Annotated in this window: 27 protein-coding genes, 1 other RNA gene and 1 pseudogene; 8 read left to right on the top strand and 21 right to left on the bottom strand. The window is 63.8% G+C overall.

Going from position 1 to position 25,211, the window contains the following annotated elements; all coding sequences use genetic code 11:
• Positions 1 to 6: 6 nt before the first annotated feature.
• The 3 genes from PotMrB4_RS24675 to PotMrB4_RS24665 all read right to left on the bottom strand — a co-directional run bounded on the left by PotMrB4_RS24675 (position 7) and on the right by PotMrB4_RS24665 (position 3,022).
• Entirely contained in the window at positions 7 to 363 is a 357-nt protein-coding gene (locus PotMrB4_RS24675) for a metalloregulator ArsR/SmtB family transcription factor (RefSeq protein ID WP_074970427.1), read from the bottom strand.
• A 150-nt stretch (positions 364 to 513) separates the two neighbouring features.
• Positions 514 to 1,539 carry a sensor domain-containing diguanylate cyclase gene (locus PotMrB4_RS24670; RefSeq protein ID WP_172434723.1) on the bottom strand — a complete coding sequence of 342 codons (1,026 nt, stop codon included), beginning with the start codon at positions 1,537 to 1,539 and terminating at the stop codon, positions 514 to 516.
• Between the two features lie 136 nt (positions 1,540 to 1,675).
• Positions 1,676 to 3,022 (bottom strand): 2-hydroxycarboxylate transporter family protein, encoded by a 1,347-nt coding sequence (locus tag PotMrB4_RS24665; RefSeq protein ID WP_172434722.1) that lies wholly within the window; start codon positions 3,020 to 3,022, stop codon positions 1,676 to 1,678.
• Between the two features lie 117 nt (positions 3,023 to 3,139).
• Here PotMrB4_RS24665 and PotMrB4_RS24660 point away from each other — a divergent pair, with 117 nt between their 5' ends.
• Positions 3,140 to 4,057 (top strand): LysR substrate-binding domain-containing protein, encoded by a 918-nt coding sequence (locus tag PotMrB4_RS24660; RefSeq protein ID WP_172435150.1) that lies wholly within the window; start codon positions 3,140 to 3,142, stop codon positions 4,055 to 4,057.
• A 10-nt stretch (positions 4,058 to 4,067) separates the two neighbouring features.
• Here the strand turns inward: PotMrB4_RS24660 and PotMrB4_RS24655 are convergent, their stop codons facing one another.
• The 3 genes from PotMrB4_RS24655 to leuC are packed head-to-tail and all read right to left on the bottom strand — an operon-like array spanning position 4,068 to position 6,820.
• The gene (locus tag PotMrB4_RS24655) at positions 4,068 to 4,763 is read right to left on the bottom strand and encodes an RraA family protein (protein ID WP_172434721.1); all 696 of its coding nucleotides are present in this window, start codon (positions 4,761 to 4,763) and stop codon (positions 4,068 to 4,070) included.
• A gap of 24 nt (positions 4,764 to 4,787) precedes the next feature.
• Positions 4,788 to 5,402, bottom strand: a complete 615-nt coding sequence (gene leuD, locus PotMrB4_RS24650) for a 3-isopropylmalate dehydratase small subunit (protein ID WP_394354046.1) — start codon at positions 5,400 to 5,402, stop codon at positions 4,788 to 4,790.
• A complete protein-coding gene (gene leuC, locus PotMrB4_RS24645) occupies positions 5,399 to 6,820 on the bottom strand; it encodes a 3-isopropylmalate dehydratase large subunit (protein ID WP_172434719.1) in 1,422 nt (473 codons plus the stop codon). Before leuC ends, leuD begins: the two co-directional genes overlap by 4 nt.
• A gap of 256 nt (positions 6,821 to 7,076) precedes the next feature.
• On the opposite strand from leuC, the gene PotMrB4_RS24640 reads away from it, so the two are divergent.
• Both PotMrB4_RS24640 and PotMrB4_RS24635 read left to right on the top strand, forming a co-directional pair.
• Positions 7,077 to 8,255, top strand: coding sequence for a saccharopine dehydrogenase family protein (locus PotMrB4_RS24640; protein ID WP_172434718.1), 1,179 nt, complete (start codon positions 7,077 to 7,079; stop codon positions 8,253 to 8,255).
• A gap of 2 nt (positions 8,256 to 8,257) precedes the next feature.
• Positions 8,258 to 9,361, top strand: a complete 1,104-nt coding sequence (locus PotMrB4_RS24635) for a DUF2855 family protein (RefSeq protein ID WP_172434717.1) — start codon at positions 8,258 to 8,260, stop codon at positions 9,359 to 9,361.
• Positions 9,362 to 9,408: 47 nt separating this feature from the next.
• Here the strand turns inward: PotMrB4_RS24635 and PotMrB4_RS24625 are convergent.
• Positions 9,409 to 9,957: pseudogene (locus PotMrB4_RS24625) on the bottom strand (DUF4166 domain-containing protein).
• Positions 9,958 to 10,198: 241 nt separating this feature from the next.
• Complete coding sequence (locus PotMrB4_RS24620) at positions 10,199 to 11,095, bottom strand: DMT family transporter (RefSeq protein WP_172434714.1); 897 nt, start codon at positions 11,093 to 11,095, stop codon at positions 10,199 to 10,201.
• An 83-nt stretch (positions 11,096 to 11,178) separates the two neighbouring features.
• Between PotMrB4_RS24620 and PotMrB4_RS24615 the strand changes: the two genes are divergently transcribed.
• A complete protein-coding gene (locus PotMrB4_RS24615) occupies positions 11,179 to 12,510 on the top strand; it encodes an aminotransferase-like domain-containing protein (RefSeq protein WP_172434713.1) in 1,332 nt (443 codons plus the stop codon).
• 7 nt (positions 12,511 to 12,517) lie between these two features.
• On the opposite strand, the gene PotMrB4_RS24610 is transcribed toward PotMrB4_RS24615, so the two are convergent.
• The 4 genes from PotMrB4_RS24610 to PotMrB4_RS24595 all read right to left on the bottom strand — a co-directional run bounded on the left by PotMrB4_RS24610 (position 12,518) and on the right by PotMrB4_RS24595 (position 14,139).
• Complete coding sequence (locus PotMrB4_RS24610) at positions 12,518 to 13,261, bottom strand: class I SAM-dependent DNA methyltransferase (RefSeq protein ID WP_172434712.1); 744 nt, start codon at positions 13,259 to 13,261, stop codon at positions 12,518 to 12,520.
• Between the two features lie 98 nt (positions 13,262 to 13,359).
• Entirely contained in the window at positions 13,360 to 13,617 is a 258-nt protein-coding gene (locus PotMrB4_RS24605; protein WP_074970414.1) for a DNA-binding protein, read from the bottom strand.
• Positions 13,614 to 13,877 carry a hypothetical protein gene (locus tag PotMrB4_RS24600; RefSeq protein WP_172434711.1) on the bottom strand — a complete coding sequence of 88 codons (264 nt, stop codon included), beginning with the start codon at positions 13,875 to 13,877 and terminating at the stop codon, positions 13,614 to 13,616. Before PotMrB4_RS24600 ends, PotMrB4_RS24605 begins: the two co-directional genes overlap by 4 nt.
• 7 nt (positions 13,878 to 13,884) lie before the next feature.
• A complete protein-coding gene (locus PotMrB4_RS24595) occupies positions 13,885 to 14,139 on the bottom strand; it encodes a DNA-binding protein (protein WP_107328335.1) in 255 nt (84 codons plus the stop codon).
• A gap of 195 nt (positions 14,140 to 14,334) precedes the next feature.
• Between PotMrB4_RS24595 and PotMrB4_RS24590 the strand changes: the two genes are divergently transcribed.
• Together PotMrB4_RS24590 and PotMrB4_RS24585 are read left to right on the top strand one after the other, a co-directional pair.
• Positions 14,335 to 14,592 (top strand): hypothetical protein, encoded by a 258-nt coding sequence (locus tag PotMrB4_RS24590; RefSeq protein ID WP_107328334.1) that lies wholly within the window; start codon positions 14,335 to 14,337, stop codon positions 14,590 to 14,592.
• A 107-nt stretch (positions 14,593 to 14,699) separates the two neighbouring features.
• Positions 14,700 to 15,032 (top strand): VHL beta domain-containing protein, encoded by a 333-nt coding sequence (locus PotMrB4_RS24585; protein WP_197939500.1) that lies wholly within the window; start codon positions 14,700 to 14,702, stop codon positions 15,030 to 15,032.
• 5 nt (positions 15,033 to 15,037) lie between these two features.
• Here PotMrB4_RS24585 and PotMrB4_RS24580 read toward each other — a convergent pair whose 3' ends face one another.
• The 5 genes from PotMrB4_RS24580 to PotMrB4_RS24560 all read right to left on the bottom strand — a co-directional run bounded on the left by PotMrB4_RS24580 (position 15,038) and on the right by PotMrB4_RS24560 (position 18,782).
• Positions 15,038 to 15,649, bottom strand: a complete 612-nt coding sequence (locus PotMrB4_RS24580; protein ID WP_172434710.1) for a hypothetical protein — start codon at positions 15,647 to 15,649, stop codon at positions 15,038 to 15,040.
• Positions 15,636 to 16,883, bottom strand: a complete 1,248-nt coding sequence (locus PotMrB4_RS24575) for a hypothetical protein (protein WP_172434709.1) — start codon at positions 16,881 to 16,883, stop codon at positions 15,636 to 15,638. Before PotMrB4_RS24575 ends, PotMrB4_RS24580 begins: the two co-directional genes overlap by 14 nt.
• 109 nt (positions 16,884 to 16,992) lie before the next feature.
• Entirely contained in the window at positions 16,993 to 17,538 is a 546-nt protein-coding gene (locus PotMrB4_RS24570; protein ID WP_172434708.1) for a YniB family protein, read from the bottom strand.
• Positions 17,539 to 18,012: 474 nt separating this feature from the next.
• The gene (locus PotMrB4_RS24565; RefSeq protein WP_172434707.1) at positions 18,013 to 18,369 is read right to left on the bottom strand and encodes a hypothetical protein; all 357 of its coding nucleotides are present in this window, start codon (positions 18,367 to 18,369) and stop codon (positions 18,013 to 18,015) included.
• A gap of 92 nt (positions 18,370 to 18,461) precedes the next feature.
• Complete coding sequence (locus tag PotMrB4_RS24560) at positions 18,462 to 18,782, bottom strand: hypothetical protein (RefSeq protein WP_232060764.1); 321 nt, start codon at positions 18,780 to 18,782, stop codon at positions 18,462 to 18,464.
• 244 nt (positions 18,783 to 19,026) lie between these two features.
• Here PotMrB4_RS24560 and PotMrB4_RS24555 point away from each other — a divergent pair, with 244 nt between their 5' ends.
• Entirely contained in the window at positions 19,027 to 19,764 is a 738-nt protein-coding gene (locus tag PotMrB4_RS24555; RefSeq protein ID WP_172434706.1) for a SapC family protein, read from the top strand.
• 105 nt (positions 19,765 to 19,869) lie between these two features.
• Here the strand turns inward: PotMrB4_RS24555 and PotMrB4_RS24550 are convergent, their stop codons facing one another.
• From PotMrB4_RS24550 to ssrA, 3 genes are all read right to left on the bottom strand, one after another.
• On the bottom strand, positions 19,870 to 20,145 hold the full coding sequence (locus PotMrB4_RS24550; RefSeq protein ID WP_044413657.1) for a hypothetical protein: 276 nt from the start codon (positions 20,143 to 20,145) through the stop codon (positions 19,870 to 19,872).
• A 131-nt stretch (positions 20,146 to 20,276) separates the two neighbouring features.
• Complete coding sequence (locus PotMrB4_RS24545) at positions 20,277 to 20,837, bottom strand: nucleotidyltransferase family protein (protein ID WP_172434705.1); 561 nt, start codon at positions 20,835 to 20,837, stop codon at positions 20,277 to 20,279.
• A gap of 406 nt (positions 20,838 to 21,243) precedes the next feature.
• Positions 21,244 to 21,595: a transfer-messenger RNA gene (ssrA, locus tag PotMrB4_RS24540) on the bottom strand.
• Between the two features lie 139 nt (positions 21,596 to 21,734).
• On the opposite strand from ssrA, the gene PotMrB4_RS24535 reads away from it, so the two are divergent.
• On the top strand, positions 21,735 to 24,650 hold the full coding sequence (locus tag PotMrB4_RS24535; RefSeq protein ID WP_172434704.1) for a sensor histidine kinase: 2,916 nt from the start codon (positions 21,735 to 21,737) through the stop codon (positions 24,648 to 24,650).
• 80 nt (positions 24,651 to 24,730) lie between these two features.
• On the opposite strand, the gene PotMrB4_RS24530 is transcribed toward PotMrB4_RS24535, so the two are convergent.
• Positions 24,731 to 25,012, bottom strand: a complete 282-nt coding sequence (locus PotMrB4_RS24530; RefSeq protein WP_044413662.1) for a hypothetical protein — start codon at positions 25,010 to 25,012, stop codon at positions 24,731 to 24,733.
• Between the last annotated feature and the right edge of the window lie 199 nt (positions 25,013 to 25,211).

Raw genomic sequence — 25,211 nt, 5'->3', positions numbered from 1 at the left:
ACCTCCTCAGCACGCCGGGCAGCAGGCGGCGGCCTGCCCCGGGCGCCCTTCCATGCCGTGCAGCCGCACCGCGTCCGCCGCCAGCCACTCGGCCGCGCCGCGCAGCGCCACCTGCAGCAGCTCGCCCACCCAGGCGGGCAGGGCCGGGTTCAGCCGGTAGTACACCCACTGGCCCTGGCGGCGATCCAGCAGCAGCCCGGCGGCGCGCAGTTGCGCCAGGTGGCGGCTGATCTTCGGCTGGCTGTCCCCCAGCGCGCACACCAGCTCGCACACGCACAGCTCGCCCTCCTGGGCGATGAGCAGCGTCGCGCGGGCCCGCGTCGGGTCGGCCAGGCACTTGAACAGGTCGGGTGGAGCGATCATGGCGGCAGGGTCCGGATATATGGGAAAGCGAATATATGGAAATCCATATGTCCGTTCAAGCACTGCTGCTTTCGTCAGCCGATTATCGGCATGCATCACGCTCGTGGAGGCTTTGGCCGATGGTGCGAGGCGCCGCCGTAGCCGGCGCTTTCAGGCCCGTTCGACGCGATCCCGGCCGTTGCGCTTGGCCAGGTACAGCGCCGTGTCGGCACGCTCCAGGGCCGCAGCATGGCTTTCGCCGGTGCCGGCCAGGGTGGCCCCGAAGCTGGCGGTCTGGGTCAGGTACGTGGCCTTGTGTGCCATGGGGGTGGCACTCACGGCCTGGCGCAGGCGTTCGGCAACCTGGGCGAGTTCTTCGCCGTCGAGCACGCAGACGAGCACGACGAACTCTTCGCCGCCGATCCGCGCGAGCACATCATCGGGACGCAGCTGGGATTTCAGCCGGCGTGCGCTTTCCCACAGGACGACGTCGCCCATGGCGTGGCCGTGCCGGTCATTGACGTGCTTGAAATGGTCAAGGTCGCCGTAGATGACGCCGAGTGACTGGCCCCTGGCTGCCGCACGGTGGTGCAGCAGGGGGTAGAAATGCTCCAGCCCCCGGCGGTTCCACAACTGCGTCAAGGGGTCGAGCATGGCCTTGCGCTGCTCACGCCCGATGGCCTCTCTCAGGGTGTGGGTGTGCTCGCTGAGGCTGCGCAGCTGGATGTAGCCCTCGGCAAGCACCGCAAGCTCCTTGAGCCGTCTGATCTCGGTTTCGTCGAGGTGGCGCGGCTTGATGTCGGTGATGCACAAGGCACCAACCGCCTGGCCGTTTGCCGCATGGATGGGGTAGCCGGCGTAGAAGCGCAGGTACGGCGGGCCGATCACCATCGGGTTGTCGGCGAAGCGTTCGTCGCAGGTGGTGTCCGGCACCTGGAACGCCTCCGACAGCAGGATGGTGTGCCCGCAGAACGACGTGCTCCTGGGGGTTTCGCAGTTCAGGTGGCCCGCCCGCGCCTTGAACCACTGCCGCTCCTGGTCAATCAGGGTGATGGAGGCCGCGTCGGCATTGAACAGCTCGCGGGCCAGGCGCGTCAGCGTATCCAGGTAGTGGTCGGCGGGGGTGTCGAGGATCTCCAGGTGGTGGAGGGCGTCCAGGCGCAGGGATTCGTCGGGTGCGTAAGGCGCGGCAAGCATGTCGAATCCCTTTTCCGTGCAGCATCTCGTTGCGCTGCGTTGTGGTTGAGAGGCGGCGCCCCTTGTGGGGGCGCCCGGGGTCAGGAGAAAGAACTGCGAGGACCTTGTGGGTCGGTGCAGGTGCGACGCATCGGGGCTACTTCAGCAACCCCAGCAGGAGCGTCGCGAGGATGACGGTGGCAGCACCGCCGATGCGTGTGGAGATCTGGGCGAACGGCATGAGCTGCATGCGGTTGGAGGCCGAGAGGATGGCCACATCGCCAGTGCCGCCCAGGCCGCTGTGGCAGCAGGTGACGATGGCGGACTCCACGGGAAACATCTTCAGCAGGTTGCCGATCACGAAGCCGGCGAAGGTCATGCTGATCACCACCGCTGCGCAGACCGCGACATAGCCGACCGAGAACACCTTGACCACGCTGTCGAGCGGGACGTAGAGCAGGCCGAGGCCGATCATCACGGGCCAGATGAAGGCGGTGGAAATCAGCTTGTAGAACGCACGGCTGCCTTCTTCGAGCGGCTGCGGCAAGACCTGCAAGTACTTGAACAGCACCGCGATGAGGATCATCAGCACCGGGCCGGGGATGTGCACGACCTTCTCCAGCAAGCCGCCCAGGATGAAGAAGGTGCAGATCAGCAGAACGCCGGCCCCCATGTAGCGGAAGTCCAGGTTGTGTGGCGCCTCGTTGACCAGAAACAGATCGTTCTCGGCCTTGGCGCGGATCAGCATCCCGTTACCGCTCAGCTCAGGGCGCTTCAGGCCGATGCGTGCCATCACCCCGGCGCAGATGATCGCGACGATGTTGCCGACCACCGCAGCGGGCACCAGCTGCGCGACATACTGCTCGGGCGTGCCCCCCAGCAGGCTGGAATAGGCCAGGGACAGCGGCAGGATGCCCTCGCCGATGCCCCCGCCAATGATCGGCACGATGATGAAGAAAAAGGTGTGGTACGGGCTGTAGCCGAACAGTGCTCCCACTGCCAGCCCACAGCCGACCGACACCAGCGTGCCGAATACAAGAGGCACGAACATGCGCAGCATCCCCTGCACCAGGATGACCCGGTGCATGCCCAGGATGCTGCCGACCACCAGGCTGGCGATGACGAAGTAGAGGAAGTTCGCGTCCTTCATGAGGACCCGGGCGGCGTCCAGGGTGGGCGCGCCGAAGAAGCCGTAGTAGACCAGCACCGACGGCAGCAGCAGGCAGAGGATGGCCCCGCCGCCGATGTCGCGGAGGATCGGGATGCGTTGCCCCAACTGACCCAGCAGCATGCCCATGGTCATGATGACCGCCAGCCCGCCGATCATGGTTTTCGGCAGGAGCCCGTAATGGGCAGAGAGGAACACGATCAGCGAGATGCCGAGGAAATAAGGAAATGGAATAACGCCAACTTCGTAGTTGGCAACACGCGCCAGGAGTGGAACTTCAATAGTTGAGGGCAGGGGCTGCTCAGGTAGTTCTGGAAGTTGGGGTGGTGTATTCATTGGTGTCGACCCATGCTTGTTCTTGTTAGTGAGTGTCTTGGCAATGTTTGCAGTTGCACATGTGAATGATGCTATCGTTCGCCCCCCGGCGAGATAAACCAGCGGACCATGAAGGCTATGGACACAAACCGTGTTGAATTACCGCTACCTGAAGACCTGCGGGTCTTCCTCATGGTCATTCGCAAGGGGAGTTTCGCCGGCGCGGCAGACCAGCTGGGGCAGTCTCCGGCCTATGTCAGCAAGCGCATCCGCGTGCTGGAAGAGGCGCTGCACGCGCGCCTGCTGCACCGCACGACACGCCGGGTGGCACTCACGGATGCCGGTGAGCGCACCCGACGTTGGGCCATTCGCATCCTGAATGACATGGACGAGTTCATGGATGAACTGTCCGACGCGCGAAGTGCTCCACAAGGGGCACTCAATATCTGCAGTAGTTTCGGATTCGGGCGAAATCATGTGGCGCCCGCAATTGCAGAGTTGACGGCCCGCTATCCCAAGTTGGAAGTGAAGTTGGATGTTTTTGACCGGGTCGTCGACATTATCAGCGAAGGTTTCGATTTGGAAATTCGTGTCGGGGACGATATTCCGGGGCAGCATATATGCCGTCAATTGGCGAGTAATGAACGGGTGCTGTGCGCCACGCCGGATTACCTTGCCCGGCATGGCGTGCCAGGCAGCATTGCGGAGTTGGAGCACCACGATTGCCTGATCCTGAAGGAGCGCAACAACCCCTTCGGCATCTGGCAGCTCAAGCGTGGGGACGAGGCCGTGTCCGTACGGGTCAGCGGGCCGCTCTCTTCGAACAACGGCGAAATCGTCCTGCAGTGGGCCCTGAGCGGAAAGGGCATCCTGCTCCGCTCGCAGTGGGACGTCCGGCCCCTGATTGCCCAGGGCCGGCTCGTGCAGGTGCTGCATGGCTACACCCAGAGTGCGAATGTCTGGGCCGTGTACCCAACCCGGCTCTCGGACTCCGCCAAGCTCCGGGTCTGTGTGGAGTTTCTTGAGACCTACCTGAAACGCCTCCTGGGTCAGTGAAGCCTGGCGTTCAAACCGGGCAACCCTTGCTTTTCAACAGCGTGTCGAAACGGCTCGAATCGTAGGTACCGCTCTCGATGGAGGCCATGATGGCTCTTTCGCGGTCGAGTAGTTGGTAGCAAGCCCGGTGCATACGTGCCAGTTCTTCGCGCGGTATGGCCACGACACCGTCCAGGTCGCCGATCACCAGGTCACCCGGGTTCACCAGCATGCCGGCGCACAGGATGGGGACGTTGATTTCCCCGTTCCCCTCGCTGCTGGGGCCGCGATGGGCGCTCTCCAGCGCAAAGACGGGCAGCTCTCCTCCCCGCCATTCGGCCAGGTCACGAATCGCCCCGGCGACGACAAACCCGACGACGCCCGCCCGCAGGGCCAGCGCGCGCATGATGCCGCCCACCACGGCGCGAGTCGTGTCGCCGCTGCCATCGATCACGATCACATCGCCAGGGCGCGCCATCAGGATGGCCTTCAGCACCATCAGGTTGTCGCCCGGTCGGGTGCGCACCGTGAGCGCGGTTCCCAGCAGCGGCCTTTCACCGTGGAAGGGCTTCAGGCCTAGGGCCCCACAGTTGCGCCCCAGGCAATCGCTGACGATGGCACTCGGGATGTGGGCGAAGGCCTCCAGCCAACGGCGTTCCACGGAGGGGGCGCAGGGGTGGATCGCGTAGCCCGTTGGCCACGTCCGTCTCGAGTTGATTTCCAGCATGTCGGCTCCGAATGGCAGGGCGGTTCAGGCCAGCCAGGGGTGACGGCGGTGGTGTTCCTGCTCGAAGGCCTCGATCAGCGGCGCGCGTTGCAGGGTGGCGCCGATGGCATCCAGCCCGAGCAGCAGGTACTCCTTGCGCAGCGGGTCGATGTCGAAGCTGATGTAGAGGCCGTTCTCGAAACTGATGCGCTGGGTAGGCAGGTCGATGGTGACCTTGGTGCAGCCCTGCTTGGTCAGCACGCTGGCGATCAGGTCGACCTGCGCCGGGGTGAGCTGGATCAGGAGCAAGCCATTGCGCTGACAGTTGTCGAAGAAGATCCCCGCGAAACTGGTGCCGATGATCGCCCGTATCCCGAGTTGCTTCAGGCCCCACACGGCATGTTCACGGCTGGAGCCGCAGCCGAAGTTGGGGCCCACCAGCAGAAAGCTGGCCCCCTGGAACGGGCTGCGGTTGAGGATGAACTCCGGGTTTGGCACGCCATCCGGCAGGAAGCGGAGGTCGAAGAAGACCCCCCGCTCCAACCCATTGCGATCGATGCCCTTGAGAAACTGCTTGGGCATGATCACGTCGGTGTCGATATTGGCAGCCAGAAGCGGGGCGGCAGTACCGCGGACTTTCACAAACGGCTCCATGCTCAGGCCTCCAGCGAGAATGTACGGACGTCGACCAGGTGCCCCGTCACAGCGGCGGCGGCGACCATGGCCGGGCTCATCAGGTGGGTGCGCGCACCGGCGCCCTGACGCCCCTCGAAGTTGCGGTTGGTGCTGGACGCACAACGGTCACCCGGCGCGAGGACGTCATCGTTCATCGCCAGGCACATCGAACAGCCGGACTGCCGCCACTCGAAACCCGCCGCCTGAAACAGCGCCGCCAACCCCTCGCGTTCGGCCTGCTCACGGACTTGCGTGGACCCCGGGACGATGATCGCGCGCACGTGCTTCGCGACCTGGCGCCCCGCCACCACCCGTGCCGCGTCTCGCAGGTCCTCGATGCGGGCGTTGGTGCAGGAGCCGATGAACGCATGGGTGATCGGGATCTCGCTCAGCCGTGTACCGGGCTCCAGGCCCATGTAGCGCAGGGCGCGCTGCAGGTCTTGCCGTCGGATCAGGTCGGGCTCCTGCTCCGGGTCCGGTACCCGCTCATGGATGGCCGCCGCCTGGTCCGGGCTGGTGCCCCAGGTCACCATCGGCTCGATCTCGCTGGCGTCCAGGTAGACCTCCGAATCGAAGCGTGCGCCTGGGTCGGTGCGCAGCTGCTTCCAGTGCTCCACGGCGACTTCCCATTGCTCGCCCTTGGGCGCGCGAGGCCGGTCCTGCAGGTACGCATAGACCTTCTCATCGGGCGCCATGAAGGCCCCGCGAGCCCCAGCCTCCACCGCCATGTTGCAGATCGTCATGCGGGCTTCGACGCTCAGTTCGCCGATGACCTGGCCCGTGAACTCGATGGCATAGCCCGTCGCCCCCGCCGCGCCGATCTGGCGGATCAGCGCCATGATGATGTCCTTCGAGGTGACGCCCAGGCCCAGTGTCCCCTCCACCGTGACCCGCATGGTCTTGAGGCGTTTGTAGACCAGCGTCTGCGTAGCCAGCAGGTGCTCGATCTCCGACGTGCCGATGCCGAAACCGAACGCCCCCAGGGCCCCGTAGGTGGTGGTATGGCTGTCGCCTGCCGCCACCACCATGCCCGGCAGGATGAAGCCCTGCTCGGGCGCGACCACGTGCTCGATGCCCTGGCGCTTGTCGAGCACATCGAACAGCTCGATGCCAAAGTCCCGGCAGTTCTGTTCCAGGTAGGACACCTGCAACGCCCCGCCCTCGTCGGGCATGGCCGCCACCCGCTGGGGGGCGGTGGGATTCACGTGGTCCACCACCGCCAGGGTCGCCTGGGGGCGCCATACCTGCCGGTCGGCCTCGCGCAGGCCGCTGAAGGCCTGGGGGCTGGTGTATTCATTGGCGACCTGGCGGTCGATGTAGAGCAGGACGTGGCCGCTGTCATCGAGCGTGCAGATGGTGTGCGAGTCGATGTGCTTGTCGTACAGGGTCTTGGGGGCATGCATGGGCGTTCTCGCGGTTAATTGTTGTGCGAGTCGGAAAATCACGGTGTGGCCACCGGAGCGGTGGGCCCTTGCAAGAATATGGAGCGCCGGATGCGCATCAAGGCGGCCTTGGTGAAGGCTCGATTTCCGAAACGTGTTCAATCGGCCGCTCATTCCGCCGCGCTTATGCCCCGTGATTCCCCGCGTTCCTTGAAATTGACGGCACCCGGGGCCGCGCCTAGCGTCTGGGGTTTCCCTCCCGTACAAGGACACCGCGATGAAAAAGACGGCTGAGTTCGACCTGATTGTCTTCGGCGCCTCCGGCTACACCGGCCGGCTGGTGGCCGAATACCTCGTGCAGGCCTACGGCAACGACAGCGCCCTGCGCTGGGCCATGGCCGGGCGTGACCTGGCCAAGCTGGCGGCGGTGCGGGACGAGATCGGCGCCCCGGCCGACACCCCCCTGGTGGTGGCGGACACCAACGACGCCGCCAGCCTGCGCGCCCTGGTGGCACGCACCCGCGCCGTGCTCACCACCGTCGGCCCCTACCAGCTCTACGGCGAGCCCCTGGTGGCGGCCTGCGCCGAGGCCGGGGTGGACTACGTCGACCTCTGCGGCGAGCCGGCCTGGATGCGCCGCATGATCGACGCCCACAGCGCCGCCGCGCAGCAGAGCGGGGCGCGCATCGTGTTCTCCTGCGGGTTCGACTCCATCCCCTTCGACCTCGGCGTGTTCTTCCTCCAGCAGGCCGCCAAGGCGCGCTTCGGCGTTCCGCTGCAACGCATCAAGGGCCGCGTGCGCCAGCTCAAGGGCACCTTCTCCGGCGGCACCGCCGCCAGCCTCAAGGCCACCCTGGCCGCCGCCAAGGCCGACCCCTCGGTGCTGCAGCTGCTGGTCAACCCCTTCGCCCTGGCCCCCGGCTTCAACGGCCCGGCACAACCGGCCGGGGACCGCCCCGCCTACGACGAAGCCCTCGGCAGCTGGGCCGCGCCCTTCATCATGGCGGCCATCAACACCCGCAACGTGCACCGCTCCAACTTCCTCCTCGGGCACGCCTACGGCGCCGACTTCGTCTACGACGAAATGCTCCTCACCGGCCCCGGCGACAAGGGCAAGGCCATCGCCGAAGCCGTGGCGGCGGACCGTTCCCTGGCCAGCGACAGCGCCCCCAAACCCGGCGAAGGCCCGACCCGCGAGGAGCGCGAGAGCGGCTATTACGACCTGCTGTTCGTCGGCGAAACGGCGGACGGGCGCACCCTGCGCGCCGGCGTCACCGGCCAGCGCGACCCCGGCTACGGCTCCACCTCGCGGATGATCACCGAGAGCGCCCTGTGCCTGCTGCGCGACGCCACCCAGACCCCCGGCGGCATCTGGACCGCCGCCCCGGCCATGGGCGAGGCGCTGATCCGGCGGCTCACCGCCCACGCCGGCCTCACCTTCCGCCTCGAGGACTGACCATGGCCGAGCAACTCGACTTCCTCGTCGACCGCCACGACCTCACCCGCTGCCAGTGCCAGGCCAGCCCGCTGACCGAAGCCCTGGCGCCGGGGCAGGTGCGCCTGCGCCTCGACCACTTCGCCTTCACCGCCAACAACGTCACCTACGCCGCCATGGGCGAGAGCCTGCACTACTGGCGCTTCTTCCCCGCCGCCGAGGGCTGGGGCAAGGTCCCGGTGTGGGGCTTCGCCGAGGTGGAGGCCAGCGCCTGCGACGGCATCGCCGTGGGCGAGCGCGTCTACGGCTACTTCCCCATGTCCAGCCACCTGGTGGTGGAGCCGGCCCAGGTGCGCGAGGGCGGCTTCCTCGACGGCGCCGAGCACCGCCGGCCGCTGCCGGTGATCTACAACCAGTACCTGCGCTGCGCCCGCGACCCGCTCTACGCCACCGGCAGCGAAGCGCTGCAGATGCTGCTGCGCCCGCTGTTCACCACCTCCTTCCTGCTGGACGACTTCCTCGCCGACAACCAGCTGTTCGGCGCCCGTCGCGTGGTGCTCACCAGCGCCTCCAGCAAGACCGCCATCGGCCTGGCCGAGCTGCTGCACCGCCAGCGCGAGGCCCGTGGCGGCTACGAAGTGGTGGGGCTGACCTCTGCCGGCAACCGCGCCTTCGTCGAAGGCCTGGGCTGCTACGACCGGGTCATCGGCTATGACGAGGTGGCCGATCTGGGCGCCGAGGCCCCGACCCTGACCGTGGATTTCGCCGGCAACGGCGAACTGCTCGGCCACCTGCACCGCCTGCTGGGCGAGCAGCTGCGCTACAGCTGCCTGGTGGGCGCCGCCCACTGGGACCAGCGCGGCGGCCTGCCCCGCGAACTGCCCGGCCCCCGGCCGACGCTGTTCTTCGCCCCCAGCCAGGCCGAGAAGCGCCTCAAGGAATGGGGCGGCCCCGGCTTCCAGGCACGCCTGGCGGATTGCTGGACGCAGTTCCTCACCTTCGCCGGACACTGGCTGCAGGTGCAGGAAGGCTCCGGCGCCGAGGCGGTGGAGCAGGTCTACCGCGACGTGCTAGCCGGCCACGCCGACCCGCGCATCGGCCACGTGCTGGCGCTGCCGGCACGCTGAGCCCGGCGGGCCGGCCCTTGTCGCCGGCCCGTCGTTTCAACCGCGATTCAGCCCGCCGCCTCCAGCAGCCCCTCGTAGGTCACCAGCGGCCCCAGCAGCGGCAACGAGAAGGCCACATGGAAGCGGTAGCGACCGGCCTCGATGCGCTTGTAGGCATCGGTGCGCGGCAGCAGCGCGCGGGGCACTGGCAGGCCTCACAGGCGAATGCCCAGGCAGCGCCAGAACCAGCCCCCGTCGATCACGTCCACCGTCAGCAGCAGGCGCAGCGGCCCGGTGGACTCCACCCAATGACCGCCCTCGGCCAGGCAGCCCACCGGCGCGAAGTGGGACGTGAGCGGCGCCTGCCCGTCGAAGCTGCGGGACCACAGCAGCGCCGCGTCCTGGTGGGCGATGGTCACCTCCAGGCGGTGCGCGCCGGGGCCGGGGAAGCGCATCTTCTTCGCCAGACGTCGCCCCAGCACCCCCGCCAGCCCGTGGCCGTAGGTGATGGTCACCTCGCCCAGCAGGCGCCCGCCGTGGCTGTGCAGGTGCTGGAGTTGGGGATGCAGCTCACTGAAACGGTCGCCGAACCAGCGGCGGGTCGCGGTGGTGGACATGGCAGGGCCTGGAGAGGGGAGAGGCGTGCAGTCTGGCAGGCCCGTCGCGGCCATGCAGTCGGTTTTTCCTCAGCCTGTTAACGGGCCCGCAGCGGCCACGCCGCCCGTTTCCACAGGGTTTTGAAAAACGTAGGCGAGGCAGGCGATGCAAGGCGAAAACGGCCTAAAAAGCGCAGTTTACGTTTGTAAATGAGCATTTTTAGGACGTTTTCAACGCCGCAGCGGCCACGCAGCCAGTTTTTCACCGGGCGAAGCGCCGCGCCCCGGCTACACAGAAGATCACCGCCACCGTCACCCCCAGCATCGCCGGGCTCACCGCCTCCCCCAGCAGGCCAGCCGCCAGGGCCAGGCCGAAAAAGGGCTGCAGCAGCTGCAACTGCCCCACCGCCGCGATGCCGCCCTGGGCCAGGCCCCGGTACCAGAACACGAAGCCGATCAGCATGCTGAACAGCGACACATAGCCCAGGCTCAGCCAGGCCGGCAGCGTGATGCCGGCAACGCCCGCCGGCAGGCGGTACAGGGCCAGCGCCAGCATCACCGGCAGCGCCAGCACCAGCGCCCAGCAGATCACCTGCCAGCCGCCCAGGCTGCGCGACAGCCGCGCGCCCTCGGCGTAGCCCAGCCCGCACACCACGATGGCCAGCAGCATCAGCAGGTCGCCACGGGGCGAGGCCGTCAGCCCCTGGGCCACGGCGAAGCCCACCACCAGCAGGCTGCCCAGCACCGAGAAACCCCAGAACGCCGGGCGCGGCCGCTCGCCGCCGCGCAGCACGCCGAAGGCCGCCGTGGCCAGCGGCAGCAGGCCGAGAAAGACGATGGAGTGCGCCGAGGTCACCGTTTGCAGCGCCAGCGCCGTGAGCAGCGGAAAGCCCACCACCACGCCCATCGCCACCACCGCCAGCGGCAGCAGCTGGCTACGGGAAGGGCGCGGTGCCCCGGCTGCCAGCAGCAACGCCAGCGCCAGCAGCCCGGCCAGGCTGGCCCGCGCCACGGTGAGGAACAGCGGGTCGAACTCCAGCACCGCCACGCGGGTGGCCGGCAGCGAACCGCTGAAGATCAGCACGCCGATCAGGCCGTTCAGCCAGCCGCTGCCGGCCAGGGAACGGGTGGGGGTAGAGGGGGTGACGGTGCGTTCCACGACGGGCTCCTCGCTGTTTGGGCGCCGTCACCGTACGATCCAGCGGTTGATACGCTCAAATAATTGTCATGGATACAGTGCCCATGCCCCGCTCCCGCTACAAGGCCGTCGTCGATGCCCTGGCCCGGCAGATCCGCAGCGGCGAGTTACCGCCCGGCGCCCGCCTGCCCACCCACCGCGAGCTGGCCCGCCGCGAAGGCGTCGCCCTGGCCACCGCCACGCGCATCTACGCCGAGCTGGAACAGATGGGCCTGGTGAGCGGCGAGACCGGGCGCGGCACCTTCGTCCGCGAACTGGCCCTGCCGCCGGGGCACGGGGTGGACCAGCCCGGCGTCTCGGCCGGCGTGGCCGACCTCAACTTCAACTACCCCACGCTCCCCGGCCAGGCCGAACTGCTGCGCACCGCCCTGCGGCAGCTGGCGCTCTCCGGCGACCTGGAGGCGCTGTTGCGCTACCAGCCCCACGCCGGTCGCCCCCATGAGCGCGCGGTGGTGGCGCGGCACCTGCGGCAGCGCGGGCTGAGCGTGGAGGCCGCCCAGGTGCTGCTGGTGAGCGGCGCCCAGCACGGCCTGGCGATCAGCCTCATGGCCCGGCTGCGGCCCGGCGACGTGGTGGCGGCGGATGCGCTGACCTACCCCGGCTTCAAGGTGCTGGCCGAAGCCCTGCACCTGGAGGTGGTGGCCGTACCCGCCAAGCCCGACGGGCCGGACCTGGACGCCCTGGCGCAGCTGTGCCGGCGCCGGCCGGTGCGTGCGCTCTACAGCATGCCGACCCTGCACAACCCCCTGGGTTGGGTGCTGCCGCTGGCCACCCGGCAGCGCCTGGTGGCCCTGGCCGAGGCCCATGACCTGCTGCTGATCGAAGACGCCGCCTACGCCTACCTGGCCGAGGACCCGCCGCCGCCCCTGGCCGCGCTCGCCCCGGCGCGCACCCTGTACGTCTCGGGCCTGTCCAAGAGCCTCGCCACCGGGCTGCGCATCGGCTTCGTCGCCGCCCCCGAAGGCTGGGTGCCGAGCCTGGAGCGCAGCCTGCGTGCCACCACCTGGAACACCCCGGGGCTGATCACCGCCCTGGCCTGCGCCTGGCTGGAAGACGGCACCGTGGCCCGCCTGGAGGCGCAGAAGCGCGACGACGCCCGCGCCCGCCAGGCCCTCGCGGCCCAGGCGCTGGCCGGCATCGAGCACCTCGGCCACCCCGCCTCCTACTTCCGCTGGCTGCCGCTGCCGGAAGCGGCACGGGCCGACCGCATCACCCAGGCCCTGCTGGAGGAGGGCATTGCCGTCTCCACCGCCGAACCCTTCTGCACCGCGCCCCACGTGCCCCACGCCCTGCGCGTGGCCCTCGGCTCGGTGGACCTGGCGACCCTGGAGCGCGCCCTGCGCCGGGTCGCCTGGGTGGTCAGCGCAGCGGGATGAGGCGCGCTCAGCGCTTCACGCAGACGAACAGCGCATTGCCGGAGCGGCCGTCCCAGGGGGTGATGCGCTCGTAGTCGTGCTCGAACATCTGCACCTCGAAGCGCGGCGCCAGCAGCTGCTGCAACTCGTCGAAGCCGGTGGCGACCATCGGGTGCTCGTCCTCCCAGCGCTGGGTGACGCCGTCGGTGGTCTTCTCGATGCACAGGCGCAGCGCCTGCTGCTCCCCCTCGCCCCGGTAGAACCAGCCGGAGCCGAAGGTGAAGGCGCTGCCCTCGTGCTCCACCGAATGGCGCACGAAGGACTGGTTGTCGATCTGCCGCTTGTCCACCGTGTTGAAGCAGAACACCCCGCCCGCCGCCAGTGCCCCGTGCACCCGCTCCAGGCAGGCCTGCAACGGCGCCAGGCCGGGGTTGTAGTGCAGGGAATAGAGAAAGCAGGTGATCAGGTCCTGGGGCGCGTCCACCGTGAAGCTGGCCATGTCCTGCCGGCTGAACTGCGCCTCGGGGCAGCGCAGCCGGGCCAGGTCCAGCATCGGCTGGTTGATGTCCAGGCCGGCGCTGGCATAGCCGAAGTCGAGGAAGTGCCGCACATGGGGCCCCGTCCCGCAGGCCAGGTCCAGGTGCCGCCGCCCGGAGGTGCCGAACAGCTGGTGCAGGCGCCGCACGCAATGGCTCTGGGCCTGGTAGTCGATGTCCGCGCACATCAGGTCGTAGTAGGCGGAGAGGTCGGTGTAGAGCGCGTTGGAAGACATAGGGGCCAGCCGCCAGCAGAACGAAAAGGCGCGCATGGTAACCCAGCGCCGTGCGCAGCCTGTCGGATGGCGCAACGGCGCAGGAGGAGGAGGGGGGATTACTCGGCGGGGTCGGCAGCCTGGGCGTCGTGGGCCGGGCTGGTCTGGCCCTTCTCGGGGATGATCTCGCCGCTGGCGAGCCACAGCGCGTACTGCGGGTAGAGCTGCACCAGCACGTCGATCTCTTCGCTGCTGACGCGCACCGCGCCTTTGCTGACGTTGAGCCAACGGCTGTGCTCGGTGCCGCTCAATACGCTGAGTTTCTTGGGGCCGATCTGCTTGATGAGCAGACGGGCCCGGTCGGCGGAGCGGGTCAATGGAGCACGTTGGGTTGATGTTGCGCGTCGTAGGCCGGGCTGGTCTGGCCCTTCTCGGGGATGATCTCGCCACTGGCGAGCCACAGGGCGTACTGCGGGTAGAGCTGCACGAGGGCTGTCATTTCCTGGGTGCTGATGCGGGTGCGCTTATCGTAGCGAACCGTTCTCCAGCGGGTGCCGCTGATGTCTGTCGTTCTCACCAGCTCATCCAGGCCGGCGATGTCGATGAGTGCTCGGATGCGAGCGTCGATAGAGGGCATTTTGGGCTTACTCCATGTTTTCGGCGGGGGGTGTATCCAGAGGTGGGCTGATCTGGCCAATGTCCGGCAGAACTTCGCCCGTGGAGAGCCACCAGCGGTACTGGGGATACACCGTGCCCAGAATCTCGACTTCATCGGCGCCCACTCGCGCCCGTCCGCGCTTGATGCTTACCCAACGGGGGTAGTTCGTATCTCCTGCGTTCGCCAGGTCCTTCAGGCTGGACATGCCAATCAATAGCAGTGCTCTATCGGAAATCGACATACATATCCGTAATTTCAATCAATTTGAACTATGTTCAAAATTCCGACTGTGATACTTTGCACATAGTGCAAAGTTGTCGGTGCGTGAGGTCGACAAGCGCCCGGCATAGTGCAGCAAAGCCATTCCCTGGGAAAGGAAGCCCGCGCCTGTCTGGGTGACGGCCCGCCTGGGCACGTATGCAAGGAGGAATCCCACATGCAGGCACCCCGCGTTCCCGACGCCGCCGCCGCGTTCGATTACTTGGGCCAGACCGTGGTCATGGAATTGCGCTGGGACGACCAGCCCGAATCCATCTGGCGCATCTATCACGTGCTTGGCTTGGTGGCCCCTATGGCCGGTGTCTACGAAACAGGGCACTTCCTCGTCATGGACGCCGTCAACGGCGGCGACTTCCCGGACGAAATCTTCTGGGACACCATCCGCACCCTGCTGCCCCTGAACCCGAGCGACTGAAGCGCCGGGCGCCCCACGCATTTGTGGCGGCCTGCACGCCGGGCGAAAGCGGGAGCGCATATCCTGCCCTCCCGACCCGGCGCATCCCGCGCCCAAGGACAGCCCCCATGAAACGCGCCTGGTGCCTCGCACTGCTGATGCTGGCCAGCCACCCCCTGCTGGCCGCCACCCTGCACGAAGCCGAAACCAAGAACCTCGCCTACTCCATCAGCGGCGAGCAGACGACTGTTATTACGTTCATCAACCACAGCCGCGCCACCCGCAAGCTCTACTGGCTCAACTACGAAGGCCAACGCGTCCTCTACAAGGAACTGCGCGCCGGCCAACGCCAGCGCTTCGACACCTACCTCACCCACCCCTGGCTGGTCACCGACGCCGACGACAACGCCCTGACGATCTACTACCCGGATAGCGAGGCGAGGGTGGTGGAGTTGAGGTAGGGCTACTACTCAATGAGCCTTTGCCGCTTTAGATAGGTAATACTGTCTAATTCAGAAAGCTGTTTTGCTTCGGCTTTCGAATCTGCCGTCTCTATATCAAAATACCAAATGGCATCATTGTCTTTTTTAAAAGCGCATGCCCTATGTTTCTCTTTGTCTTTAACCATTTCTACCCAGTTGCATGTCTTGATGAATTTTATAGCTAATGCCTCACCTTTTTCTGCTCCTTTGTTGAAGGCGGAAAAAGTGAGGAACATAAAATACGCTATGCCAATTAGTCCTGTTGGTATGTGATTTATTGTGAGGCTAATTAGCTTTTTAGCTTGAGGGAGTTTGTTTCTAAAGGCAGCTGCTAGGATTGCTGCCCCCAGAGCTAGTAGAGCCAAAATGGTTATTGTGATGCCGGATTTTGCAAAATTGGCCACAGCTAGAATGTGATCATAGAAAGTTTCAAAAGTTACTATTCCTCCGTCATAAAGTGCTTTTTCAACACTTGGTTGGCTAAACTCAGGATCTATGCCGAACTTCCTCATGAAAGCATTGTTGTGGCTAATTCCGGCGGCATATGCACATGCAGTAATGAAAACTGAGCTGCTTATTGGTTCAATTACTTTCATTTTTGTTTCTGAACTCAATTACGTTTATGCCAAATTTAAAATTTTCGAGTCTGTTCGTGTTTACCTCTGTTATCCCGAGTTCTAGATTTTCATTTATTTCTTTGGTGCGAAGGTCTTTTCCAATTTCTTCTATTTTATTTTTGCTGATTTGCGCTTTTTTTGTGATTTCTTTGAGGAGCGGAGAAGCCTCTGGCTCTTTCAACTTGTCGCTGAATATGCTGGCGTCTGCTTCCTCCCGTTTTAAAGTCACTGATATTTCAGAGGGGTCCAGGATCATTGGGTCGAATTGAACGGCTTCTGCTTGTCCGGTCAATATAAGTACTGCAAATATTCCAGCATACAGTTGGCCCGTGAAGTCTGTGCTATCAATTAGAGGGATCTTGCACCAGAAATCTCCAGGAGACATAAATGCAGCTTGGCAAGTAACTGCTGACTCGTGGTCGAAGGCAACATTTCTTGCTAGCTCTAGGAGTTGTGTTTCGCTAATCGGCGAGTTACCTAGCAGCTGGCGAATTAGACCTTCAGATAGAGAAACGTTCTGAAAAAGGTTGCCGATGGCCAGTGCTCCAATACTGCCTTGGCGCCTTATTTTGCTGGAAAAGTAGAGCGATTCACCGTCGGTAAAGAACGGATATATAAGGTGGAATACTTTTTCTTTATGGGGGGATAGGTCAGTTATGGTGTGCCTTCCCCTTGTGGCTTTTTTTATGGCGCCCGGGAGTTCTGTGGGGCTGATAGATGGTCCCCAGGTTACTTTTTTTCTTAGTTTATGTTTAAGGACAATGTTGTCTCTGACTGTGCGTTTGGCTTCGTCGGGTATCGCCAGTTCTATAGGGGTATGCTCTATATATGCCGTGCTTTCGGTGCATATACCGATGCTGTAACCATTTATTTCATTTTTTGTTACTACTAGGTCACCTTGTTTTATTTCATTCACAAAGCGTTTGGTTTGGGTTAGGAGCTGGCTTCCTTTTCGGTTTAAGTACTTTGTCTCTCGTCCTTCTTTATTTTTCTTGAAGTGTGAGTAGTTCTCATTGGTAAGGAGGGCTTTTCTAATTTCTTCCTCGGTAGGTATTTCGCTTCCTATAACTCCACCAAAAATATCCTCAAGGTGGCCTATGGCAATTATGTTGGCGGAGCGGAAGTGTCGCGCATGGTCTCCTGCACTTGATCGAATAAACCAGACTTTCTGATCAGGGTTTACAAGTGCTACTTTGAGTGAGTTTTTCTGCATAATAAGTCCGTTTTATTTTGCTTGGTTTATTTTGCGCTGCTGCAAATTATGCGATTTAGATTAATTTGCCATGGGTTGTATTGTGGTTTGTGTTTTTTTGGGTTTTTGTCTATATGCCGAAAAATAATTTTAAAACCAGGCCTCCGATAATTGCGGTAACTATCGGTGCAATATAAAGTTGATGTGCTTGCGAAAATATGCTGCTGCTTGGGAGGGCTATTGAGTCCTCAATTTCTTTGCGGCTGCGCTTCATATTTCCTTTAATTGAGTCAGTCATGATTTGCTCTTCGATCTGATCTCTTATTTTTTTTAGTTTTTTGAAGACCTGCTTTGCTGAGGTAATGAAAGCAGCTCCTACGAAGATTGAAATATAGATCGAAAGGAACCAAATATTCTCTCGGGTCCACAGCTGCATGAAGTCAGGTGTGGGGCTGTGATTCCAAAAGGGTAGAAGTAGGCTCGTGTGCTGATAAATAAGGCTGACTAGGTTCTTAATAGGTTGAACCGTAATGGCTGCCAGCGGTGTACTGTCGTCCATCCTGAAGTAGAGCATTTTAAGTAAAGATACAACACTAGATATAAGTGCCGGCAGTATTATCGCTACGCCAATAGATAGCTTAATAAGTGCTTGTTTTTTTGCGCTGTTGAAAGTCATTAGCACGTTCTCTGTGATATTGAATGGCTACTATACGTCATACTTCAAATGCAAAAAATGGCCGTCAGAAGCAGCTTTGCCGCATCTGATTGAGTCGCTCCAGCTTGTACTTCTCTAGTTTTAATCAGTTTTATATAGAAAAATCATATGCTTACGTGTGCTGTGAGGGATGGCGCAAGAGATAGGATTCTGTACCGCCCTAGACTACCCCCCTGTCGCACTCGTCTCATTGAAACGCCACCATCCCCGCCGGTATAACGGCGTCCCCACCCAGGTAGCATTGTGTCGATGTTCAACGGCCGGATTCTCGTAGTAGAGGACGCGCCCGAGCTAGGCGAAATGCGGAAGCTGTAGAGGTGAGTGGCCTGCGGTTGTTGAAGTAGGGCCTGCCGTCGCCGTCGCCGACGACAATGCCCTGACGATCTACTACCCGGATAGCGAGGCGAGGGTGGTGGAGTTGAGGTAGGGGGCGGGCTACTGGAATAGCCCTTCGAGCGTCCGCAGCGCACTGAGGATCGGAGGGGTTGCAAGATCGGACGTCGAGCCCAACTCGGGCATGGCCTCCCGCACGTATGCCAGCGGAATGACCGGCCCGAATCCCGCCAGGACCTGGGCAGCAGCCGGGAACACCGCCGGGTGCAGCGCGAGCACCGACTCATCGATACCTACCCACACACCCGGCCCGAGCCATTCCCACTGGCGAAGGCTCTCGGCCAATGTGTGCTGCCCAATCGCCGCCGCTCCCTGTTCGAGCAGGTGACGGACCAACACGACGTCCACGTCATGCAGGCGAAGGGTGCGGTTGGCGAATTCGAAGAGGTGGTGGGCCATGGATACCTGTTGGGCGGGTGAGCGCGTCTATGCGTATACGCAAGCGTATAGAACCGCATAGACGCGCATAGAAAGACGTATATCGCCGTGTATCAATCTGCGCCGGGCAAGGTATAGAAACTCCACCGCCGCTCGCCATGCTTGACCAGCTTTTCCCCCACCATCAGGCGCTTCAGTAACTGCCACGCCTGATCCTCGGAAAGTCGACAAAGCTCCATTACCTCCGCCCGCTTGATCTGCCCATGTTGTTGCACATAGCTCAACACCATCTGTTCCTGCTGAATCGGTGTGAAGCCTACCTGGCGGGTATAGGCGGCCTTGTTTCCCGCAGCTTGTTGGCGGAGACACGGGAAAGGCCGTTTGCTGAGGCAGAGTTTTCGAGCGGGTATTTCGCTTCGGGTTTCGGCGTGCAATCTTGCAATGCTTCGGCGCTAGGGTGGGCGTCGGCGAACCGTTCGCGTTGTTCGAACACGGCCGGGCCGTGGCGCTCGGTCTTGCTGGTGTTGGCCTGCAACGCGTCGCTATCCGCTTCAACCGGGGCCGGCCTTTCAGTGCCGGCCCTGTGGTCGCCACCCTTCAAGGACGTGGTGCCGGATCTGGCTGCGGGCAGCCGCTGGCCCGGTTGGCACTGCATTGAGTGATGCAACGGAGATACCCATGACCACCCTGCTGCTCTACAAGGACATCCAGGCCCTCAACCGCGAGGAGCACAAGGCGCTCAAGCTGCGTGCCGTCGAGGATTGCGGTTTTGCCGGTTCCACCCACCTGGTCCCCCTGGCCGGCCTGGAATTCTTCCAGGCGGCGCCGCACTACCCGATCCTGTTCATCGGCGAAGGCGAGCGCCTGGTGCCCATCGCCCTGCTCGGCCTGAAGGAAGGCACCAACAGCTACCTCGACGCGCAGCAGCGCTGGCAGGCGGACACCTACATCCCGGCCTTCGTGCGGCGCTACCCGTTCGTGCTGGCCCAGGACGATGCCCACAATTTCACCGTGTGCTTCGACGCGGCCTACGAAGGCTGGAACGAGGGCGAGGGCCGTGAGCTGTTCGTGGAGGAGGGCGGCAACAGCGCGTTCCTCGACGAGATGATCGACTTCCTGCAGAACTTCTCCGCCGAGATGGAGCGCACCCGGCTGTTCGTCCTCAAGCTCGAGGAACTGGGCCTGCTGGCCAAGCGCACCCTGCAACTGACCCACTCCAGTGGGGAGACCTTCGTGCTGTCGGACTTCCTGGCGGTGGACGAGGCGAAGTTCCTTGCCCTGGACGATGCCCAGGTGCTGGAGCTGCACAAGACCGGCTTCCTCGGCTGGATCTATGCCCACCTGATGTCCCTGGGCAACGCCAACCGCCTGTTCACCCGCATGGTCACTTCCCGTGGCGAGGCGGCCCTGCACTGAGTGCCGGCGGGCGGGGCTCCGCGCCCCGTCCGTGCTGGCGGGTGCGGGCATGAAAAAAGACGTCCTCGGACGTCTTTTTTTGTGGGCGGGCAGGGGAGGCTGTGGTCAGGCTTGCGCCTGGGCTGCGCGCCTCGAGGCCGTCTCCCGGGCTACGGCCTTCCAGGTCTTCTGCTCCGGCTCCAGCTCGGGATAGGCCTTCACCGCCGGGTTGATGAGGTCCATGACGATCATGCCCATGGCTTTGCCGGTGATCCGGGTCAGGTCGTCCTGCTGCGCCTCCGTCAGGTGCGGGAGTGCCTCCTGGAGCAGGTCGTTCAGCGCCGCCAGCGCATCGATCCCGCCGTCCCGTATGGCCTTGGCGGCATCCAACGTCAGTGTCATGGGGCTTCTCCATCCTGGGAATTGGGAGCGGCAGTATGGCAAAAGCCAGTCGAGGGCCCAAAGAAAAAGCCGGATCAGTGCAAGCGCAGTAGCGGCACTTTAATGCGCTCTGCGCAGATTGGCTGACGTTGCTAAGGCTCTATCACCAAGTAGGGCCAACGCTCTTGGTAGCTGTTCGCTTTTTGCAGAAAGAGGTCGGGTTGGGGGTTCAAGGGGTTGATTCGCAATATTCCGCGATCCAGGTCATCCAGCCCATGGGTGCAGTACAGGTCCCCCGTGCTGATGTTTATCCCGATGCACGTTGCTTTTATGAGGTACCTATCGATGCCATCTGTCACCGTCTGCAGAGGTGGGTAGATGACGCCGAACCTGCTTTCGTACCAAAGGTGAACTCGGGCCTGATTGCGAACCTCTATGTTGGCCTTCAGCGAGGAGCAAGCTCGGCGAACATGTTGGATGACTCGGTCTTCGGCCTCCCAAGACAGGTCATCGTCGTAATAAATGACGTCGTAATCCTTCACTCCCCACCCTGCTGGTTGGCCGCATTGTTTATTCCAGACCGCTTGAAAAAGGCATCCAGCCGTCAACATGCAGTTTGGTAGGTCCAGCGTTGCCAGCCGCTCAAGAAGCATTTGGTTGATGGGGTTCTCCATGGCCAACGTCATTACGCGCTGGCTGTTCAATGACACCATCTGGCCGCTCCTTGGATCTTTCGTTATCGGGGACTCTAAGTTTGGTGGCGACTTACGGAAACCAAAGGGTGGTTAGTTTTCCTTTCGTTGCCCTGGGTTTCGGTAAGAGGCTCTGCTGATTTCGTGACACTCAAATGAATAGCCTCAGGACGGTCAAGAGTGCGGCGATGCTGAGGCTTGATGCGGTTTGTAGGCCCTTGCCGGTACGCGAAGATCGCGTTCCGCTGGTGCCGCGCTGCGGATAAAGCGAGTGTGAGGAGTCAGGACCAATGGGCGTGATGCAATGCAGTTGGCCTTGCTGGAAAGGTCCATGCCCACGAATCAGTGCGTCGGATCGGTGGGTCGACACTTTTTCGACACCCAAAGAAAAACCCCTGAATTTCTCTAGGAAAATCAGGGGTTTATTTGGTGGAGCCGGGGGGATTTGAACCCCCGTCCGCCAGTTCTCCGCTTTCGGGACTACATGCTTAGCCTGGTCTACTGAGTTAGCTCATTGCCGCCCGACAGGCAGGGTGCTTTGAGCGAGCTGTATAAGTTTTAGCCGTTACGTCTACAGCGAACTTGGCGGCGATCCTGTTCTATCTGACAGTCGTTTCGGGTTTACAGGCATCCCCTAGCGACTGCTGGCGCATTAAGCAGCCAGAGCGTAGTTGTCGTCGTTGGCAACTATTAAAGTGCAGCAACTGATTTACGAGGTCTGCTGCCAGCTCGGCATGCCCCTAGAGTTTTGTTACCGGCGTCGAATCCTAATCGGCCCCGATGCTCGCTCTAGAGCAGGGGCGCATCGTACGCCAAAACCCGGGCAACGTCGACAGCCCCGCGATAATTGGGGGTGGGCTGGCCGCATGACATATGATTGCCAGCTATCGTCAGGGTGTCCCTTACAGAGAGCGTCCCATGCTGCGTTCACGTCATCCCCTTCGCCAGTGGATCTGGCGGGCGTTCGTGCAGAGCGCGCTGATTCCGCTGATCCTCGTGGAGTCGGTGCTGATCGCCGTCTACCTGCTGACCAACGGCGCCATCCGCGATGCGCAGGTGGACTACCTGCAGCGCAGCGCGCTGGAGGACCTGAGCAGCGCGGTGGTGCGCGAGGGCAAGATCATCGACGGGCGCCTGCAAAGCATCGAGGTGCTGACGCGGATGTACCGCGACGCGACCCATCGCGCGCTGCACCACGAGGACTTCCGCCCCGACGCCCTGGAGCGCCAGCGCCACGCGCAGACCCCGGACGGGGTGTTCTACACCCGCAGCGACGACGGCCGTGCCGCCTCCTTCTATGCCAACAGCACCCCGCCGGCGCAGCAGGACCGCGAGAAGGTGATGCGCCTGTCGCAGCTGGACCCGCTGATGAAGTCCATCCGCGAATCCGACCCGCTGATGGCGGCGGTCTACTTCAACACCTGGGACAGCTACAACCGTATCTACCCCTTCTTCATGACCCCCGAGCAGTATCCCCATGACATGGTGATACCCGACTACAACTTCTATTACCTCGCCGACGCCACCCATAACCCGCAGCGCCGCGTGGTCTGGACCGACGTCTACCTGGACCCGGCCGGGCAGGGCTGGATGATGTCCGCCATCGCCCCGGTGTACACCGGCGACTTCCTCGATGGCGTGGTGGGCCTCGACATCACCGTCGACAAGATGCTCAAGGAGATCGGCGGCCTCAAGGTGCCGTGGCAGGGCTACGCCATGCTGGTGAGCCGCGACAACAGCATCATGGCGCTGCCCGAGGCCGGCGAGCGCGACTTCAGCCTGCGCGAGCTCACCAGCTACTCCTACGAGGAGGCGGTGCGCCGCGAGATGCTCAAGCCCGAGGACTTCAAGCTCGACCGCTTCCCCGAGATGCGCCCGCTGCTGGCGGCCATGAGCGGTGACAAGGGCAACGTGCAGGAAGTGGTGCTGGGCGGGCGCAAGCAGATGGTCGCCTGGGCCGAGATCCCGCAGACCGGCTGGCGCCTGATGATGGTGGTGGACGAGGCCAACATCTTCAGCGAGACCAACCGCCTGGCCGAGCGCTACCAGCAGATCGGCTACCTGCTGATCGCCGGCTTGGCCTTCTTCTACGCGCTGTTCTTCGCCTGGATGTGGTCGCGCTCGCGGCGCCTGTCCAACGAGCTGTCGGTGCCCATGTCCGGCATCGTCGGGATGATGAGCAGCCTGGGCCGGGGCGATTACCACCCCGCCGCGCCGCAGAGCGGCATCCAGGAGCTGGCCGACATGGCCGAGGCGGTGCAGCACACCGGCGCCCAGTTGCAGGCCAGCGAGCAGGAGCGCTTCCAGGCCCAGCGCAACCTGGAGCTGGTGCTGGAGAGCACCACCGAGAGCATCTGGGAGACCGACCCGCAGGCCCACACCATCCGCATCAGCGGGCGCTTCGCCCGGCGCTTCGGGCTGCCCAGCGACCACCTCAGCCTGGCCGACTTCAACAAGCGCGTGCACCCCGACGACATCGAGCGGCTGCGCCAGCTGCGCACCCAGTTCTCCGCCGGCGAGCAGGAGAACTTCGACGCCGAGTACCGCTTCGCCGACGCCAATGGGCAATACGCCTGGCTGCTCAGCCGCGGCAAGGTGCTGGAGCGGGATGCCGATGGCCACGCCAAGCTGGTGGCCGGCACCCACGTGGACATCACCCGCCTCAAGGAGGTGGAAGAGGAGCTGCGCCGCGCCACCCGCGAGGCCCAGGCCGCCAGCCAGGCCAAGAGCCGCTTCCTATCCAGCATGAGCCACGAGCTGCGCACTCCGCTCAACGCCATCCACGGCTTCGCCCAGCTCATCACCCTGGATGCCGAAGGCCGCGAGGAGCGCCGGGAGGAGGGCGAGTACGCCCAGGAGATCGTCAACGCCAGCCGGCACCTCACCTCGCTGGTGGACGACATCCTCGACCTCTCCAGCATCGAGAGCCGCCGTCAGCAGCTGCAGCTCAAGCCGGTGGACATCGGCCCGCTGCTGACCAGTTGCGCCGAGCTGATCCAGCCCGAGCTGCAGTCACGCCAGCTGCAACTGCAGATGATGGCCTCGCCCGAATCGGCGCTGTTCGTCATGGCCGATGCCCGGCGCCTACGGCAGGTGCTGCTCAACTTGCTGTCCAACGCGGTCAAGTACAACAGCCCCCAGGGCATGGTCAGCCTTGGCTACGAAGTGCGCGCCACCGGCGTGCGCCTGTGGGTGGCCGACACCGGCTCGGGCCTCAGCGAAGAGCAGCAGGCCATGCTGTTCCAGCCGTTCCAGCGCCTGGGCCGGGAGAACTCAACCATCCCCGGGACCGGCATCGGCCTGGTGCTGTGCCGCGAATTGGCGGAGCTGATGGGCGGGCAGATCGGCTTCAGCAGCACCCCCGGCGTCGGCAGCCGCTTCTGGATCGACCTGCCCAGCGCCGCCGCGCCCCAGCCCCAGGGCTCGCTCAACGAGCACATCGGTGCGATCACCCTGCCGGAAGTGCTCTGCGTCGAGGACCACCCGGCCTGCCTCAAGGTGCTCAAGGAAGGGCTGCGAGAAGTGGCCGACGTGCGCGGGGTCGGCTCCATTGGGCGCGCCCTCGCCACCCTCGACCAGATGACCCCGGCGCTGCTGGTGCTGGACCTGGACCTGCCCGACGGCGACGGCTTGCAGGTGCTCGACCAGGTGCGCCGCTCCGCCCACCTGCAGGGCATGCCGGTGATGGTGGTCAGCGCTGCGGCCGACGACGCCCTGCTGGCCGAGGCACGCCGCCGGGGCGCCGATGCCTGCATGACCAAACCGGTGGACCTGCAGCAGCTGCGGCAGCTCGCCGTGTCCCTGCTGGAACGCGCCGCCCGCACCAACGAGTAAGCCCCGCGCGGGCGGGGCCTTACCGTCTCTGCGGCCCGGCTTATTGCCGGGCCGCCTTGTCGCGATCTTTCTACCTGCCGCTACTGCGACGCGCCGGCGCTGCCGCCGTCGGTGTTGGGACGCTGCAGGCGTTGCAGGGCCATGTTCGAGGCGCTGATGCAGCCTTCGGTGTCGCCGTGGGTCTTGGCCTGTTCGGCCTTGGCGCGCAGGTCCTGGACTTCCTGCTTGAGCGGATCGCCGAGGGTGGTGGCGGTGGCGAGCTGGTCGCTGATCTTCTGCAGGTTGAGGGTGCAGAGGTCGTCGGCGAAGGCCAGGGGGGACGCCAGCAGGGTGGCGCCGAGCAGCAGGGCAGTGCGTTTCATGGGGGTGGTCCTCTCTTCGTTCTGTGGCACTCGGAGTGGGCCTCGCGGGAAGGCCGGGTGGAGCACGGATGTCCGAGATGGGCGAGCCGGCGCGAAGCGGGCTCATGAAGGTGGACAGGGTGGCGGGGAGGGCGGTTCAGGTTTTCTGCTGGGGGACCTGTCGCCGCCCCACCGTCCCACGCTTGGCAACACTGCAGCG

Source organism: Metapseudomonas otitidis, assembly GCF_011397855.1.
GTDB lineage: Bacteria > Pseudomonadota > Gammaproteobacteria > Pseudomonadales > Pseudomonadaceae > Metapseudomonas > Metapseudomonas otitidis.
Note: the sequence above shows the minus strand (reverse complement) of the source record. Positions and strands in the feature narration are given on the sequence as shown.

Excerpts from the sequence above, each read along its gene's own strand:
- PotMrB4_RS24675 (WP_074970427.1), bottom strand. The coding sequence starts at position 363 with ATGATCGCTCCACCCGACCTGTTCAAGTGCCTGGCCGACCCGACGCGG.
- PotMrB4_RS24670 (WP_172434723.1), bottom strand. The coding sequence starts at position 1,539 with ATGCTTGCCGCGCCTTACGCACCCGACGAATCCCTGCGCCTGGACGCC.
- PotMrB4_RS24665 (WP_172434722.1), bottom strand. The coding sequence starts at position 3,022 with ATGAATACACCACCCCAACTTCCAGAACTACCTGAGCAGCCCCTGCCC.
- PotMrB4_RS24660 (WP_172435150.1), top strand. The coding sequence starts at position 3,140 with ATGGACACAAACCGTGTTGAATTACCGCTACCTGAAGACCTGCGGGTC.
- PotMrB4_RS24655 (WP_172434721.1), bottom strand. The coding sequence starts at position 4,763 with ATGCTGGAAATCAACTCGAGACGGACGTGGCCAACGGGCTACGCGATC.
- leuC (WP_172434719.1), bottom strand. The coding sequence starts at position 6,820 with ATGCATGCCCCCAAGACCCTGTACGACAAGCACATCGACTCGCACACC.
- PotMrB4_RS24640 (WP_172434718.1), top strand. The coding sequence starts at position 7,077 with ATGAAAAAGACGGCTGAGTTCGACCTGATTGTCTTCGGCGCCTCCGGC.
- PotMrB4_RS24635 (WP_172434717.1), top strand. The coding sequence starts at position 8,258 with ATGGCCGAGCAACTCGACTTCCTCGTCGACCGCCACGACCTCACCCGC.
- PotMrB4_RS24615 (WP_172434713.1), top strand. The coding sequence starts at position 11,179 with ATGCCCCGCTCCCGCTACAAGGCCGTCGTCGATGCCCTGGCCCGGCAG.
- PotMrB4_RS24610 (WP_172434712.1), bottom strand. The coding sequence starts at position 13,261 with ATGTCTTCCAACGCGCTCTACACCGACCTCTCCGCCTACTACGACCTG.
- PotMrB4_RS24600 (WP_172434711.1), bottom strand. The coding sequence starts at position 13,877 with ATGCCCTCTATCGACGCTCGCATCCGAGCACTCATCGACATCGCCGGC.
- PotMrB4_RS24595 (WP_107328335.1), bottom strand. The coding sequence starts at position 14,139 with ATGTCGATTTCCGATAGAGCACTGCTATTGATTGGCATGTCCAGCCTG.
- PotMrB4_RS24590 (WP_107328334.1), top strand. The coding sequence starts at position 14,335 with ATGCAGGCACCCCGCGTTCCCGACGCCGCCGCCGCGTTCGATTACTTG.
- PotMrB4_RS24585 (WP_197939500.1), top strand. The coding sequence starts at position 14,700 with ATGAAACGCGCCTGGTGCCTCGCACTGCTGATGCTGGCCAGCCACCCC.
- PotMrB4_RS24580 (WP_172434710.1), bottom strand. The coding sequence starts at position 15,649 with ATGAAAGTAATTGAACCAATAAGCAGCTCAGTTTTCATTACTGCATGT.
- PotMrB4_RS24575 (WP_172434709.1), bottom strand. The coding sequence starts at position 16,883 with ATGCAGAAAAACTCACTCAAAGTAGCACTTGTAAACCCTGATCAGAAA.
- PotMrB4_RS24570 (WP_172434708.1), bottom strand. The coding sequence starts at position 17,538 with ATGACTTTCAACAGCGCAAAAAAACAAGCACTTATTAAGCTATCTATT.
- PotMrB4_RS24565 (WP_172434707.1), bottom strand. The coding sequence starts at position 18,369 with ATGGCCCACCACCTCTTCGAATTCGCCAACCGCACCCTTCGCCTGCAT.
- PotMrB4_RS24555 (WP_172434706.1), top strand. The coding sequence starts at position 19,027 with ATGACCACCCTGCTGCTCTACAAGGACATCCAGGCCCTCAACCGCGAG.
- PotMrB4_RS24550 (WP_044413657.1), bottom strand. The coding sequence starts at position 20,145 with ATGACACTGACGTTGGATGCCGCCAAGGCCATACGGGACGGCGGGATC.
- PotMrB4_RS24545 (WP_172434705.1), bottom strand. The coding sequence starts at position 20,837 with ATGGTGTCATTGAACAGCCAGCGCGTAATGACGTTGGCCATGGAGAAC.
- PotMrB4_RS24535 (WP_172434704.1), top strand. The coding sequence starts at position 21,735 with ATGCTGCGTTCACGTCATCCCCTTCGCCAGTGGATCTGGCGGGCGTTC.
- PotMrB4_RS24530 (WP_044413662.1), bottom strand. The coding sequence starts at position 25,012 with ATGAAACGCACTGCCCTGCTGCTCGGCGCCACCCTGCTGGCGTCCCCC.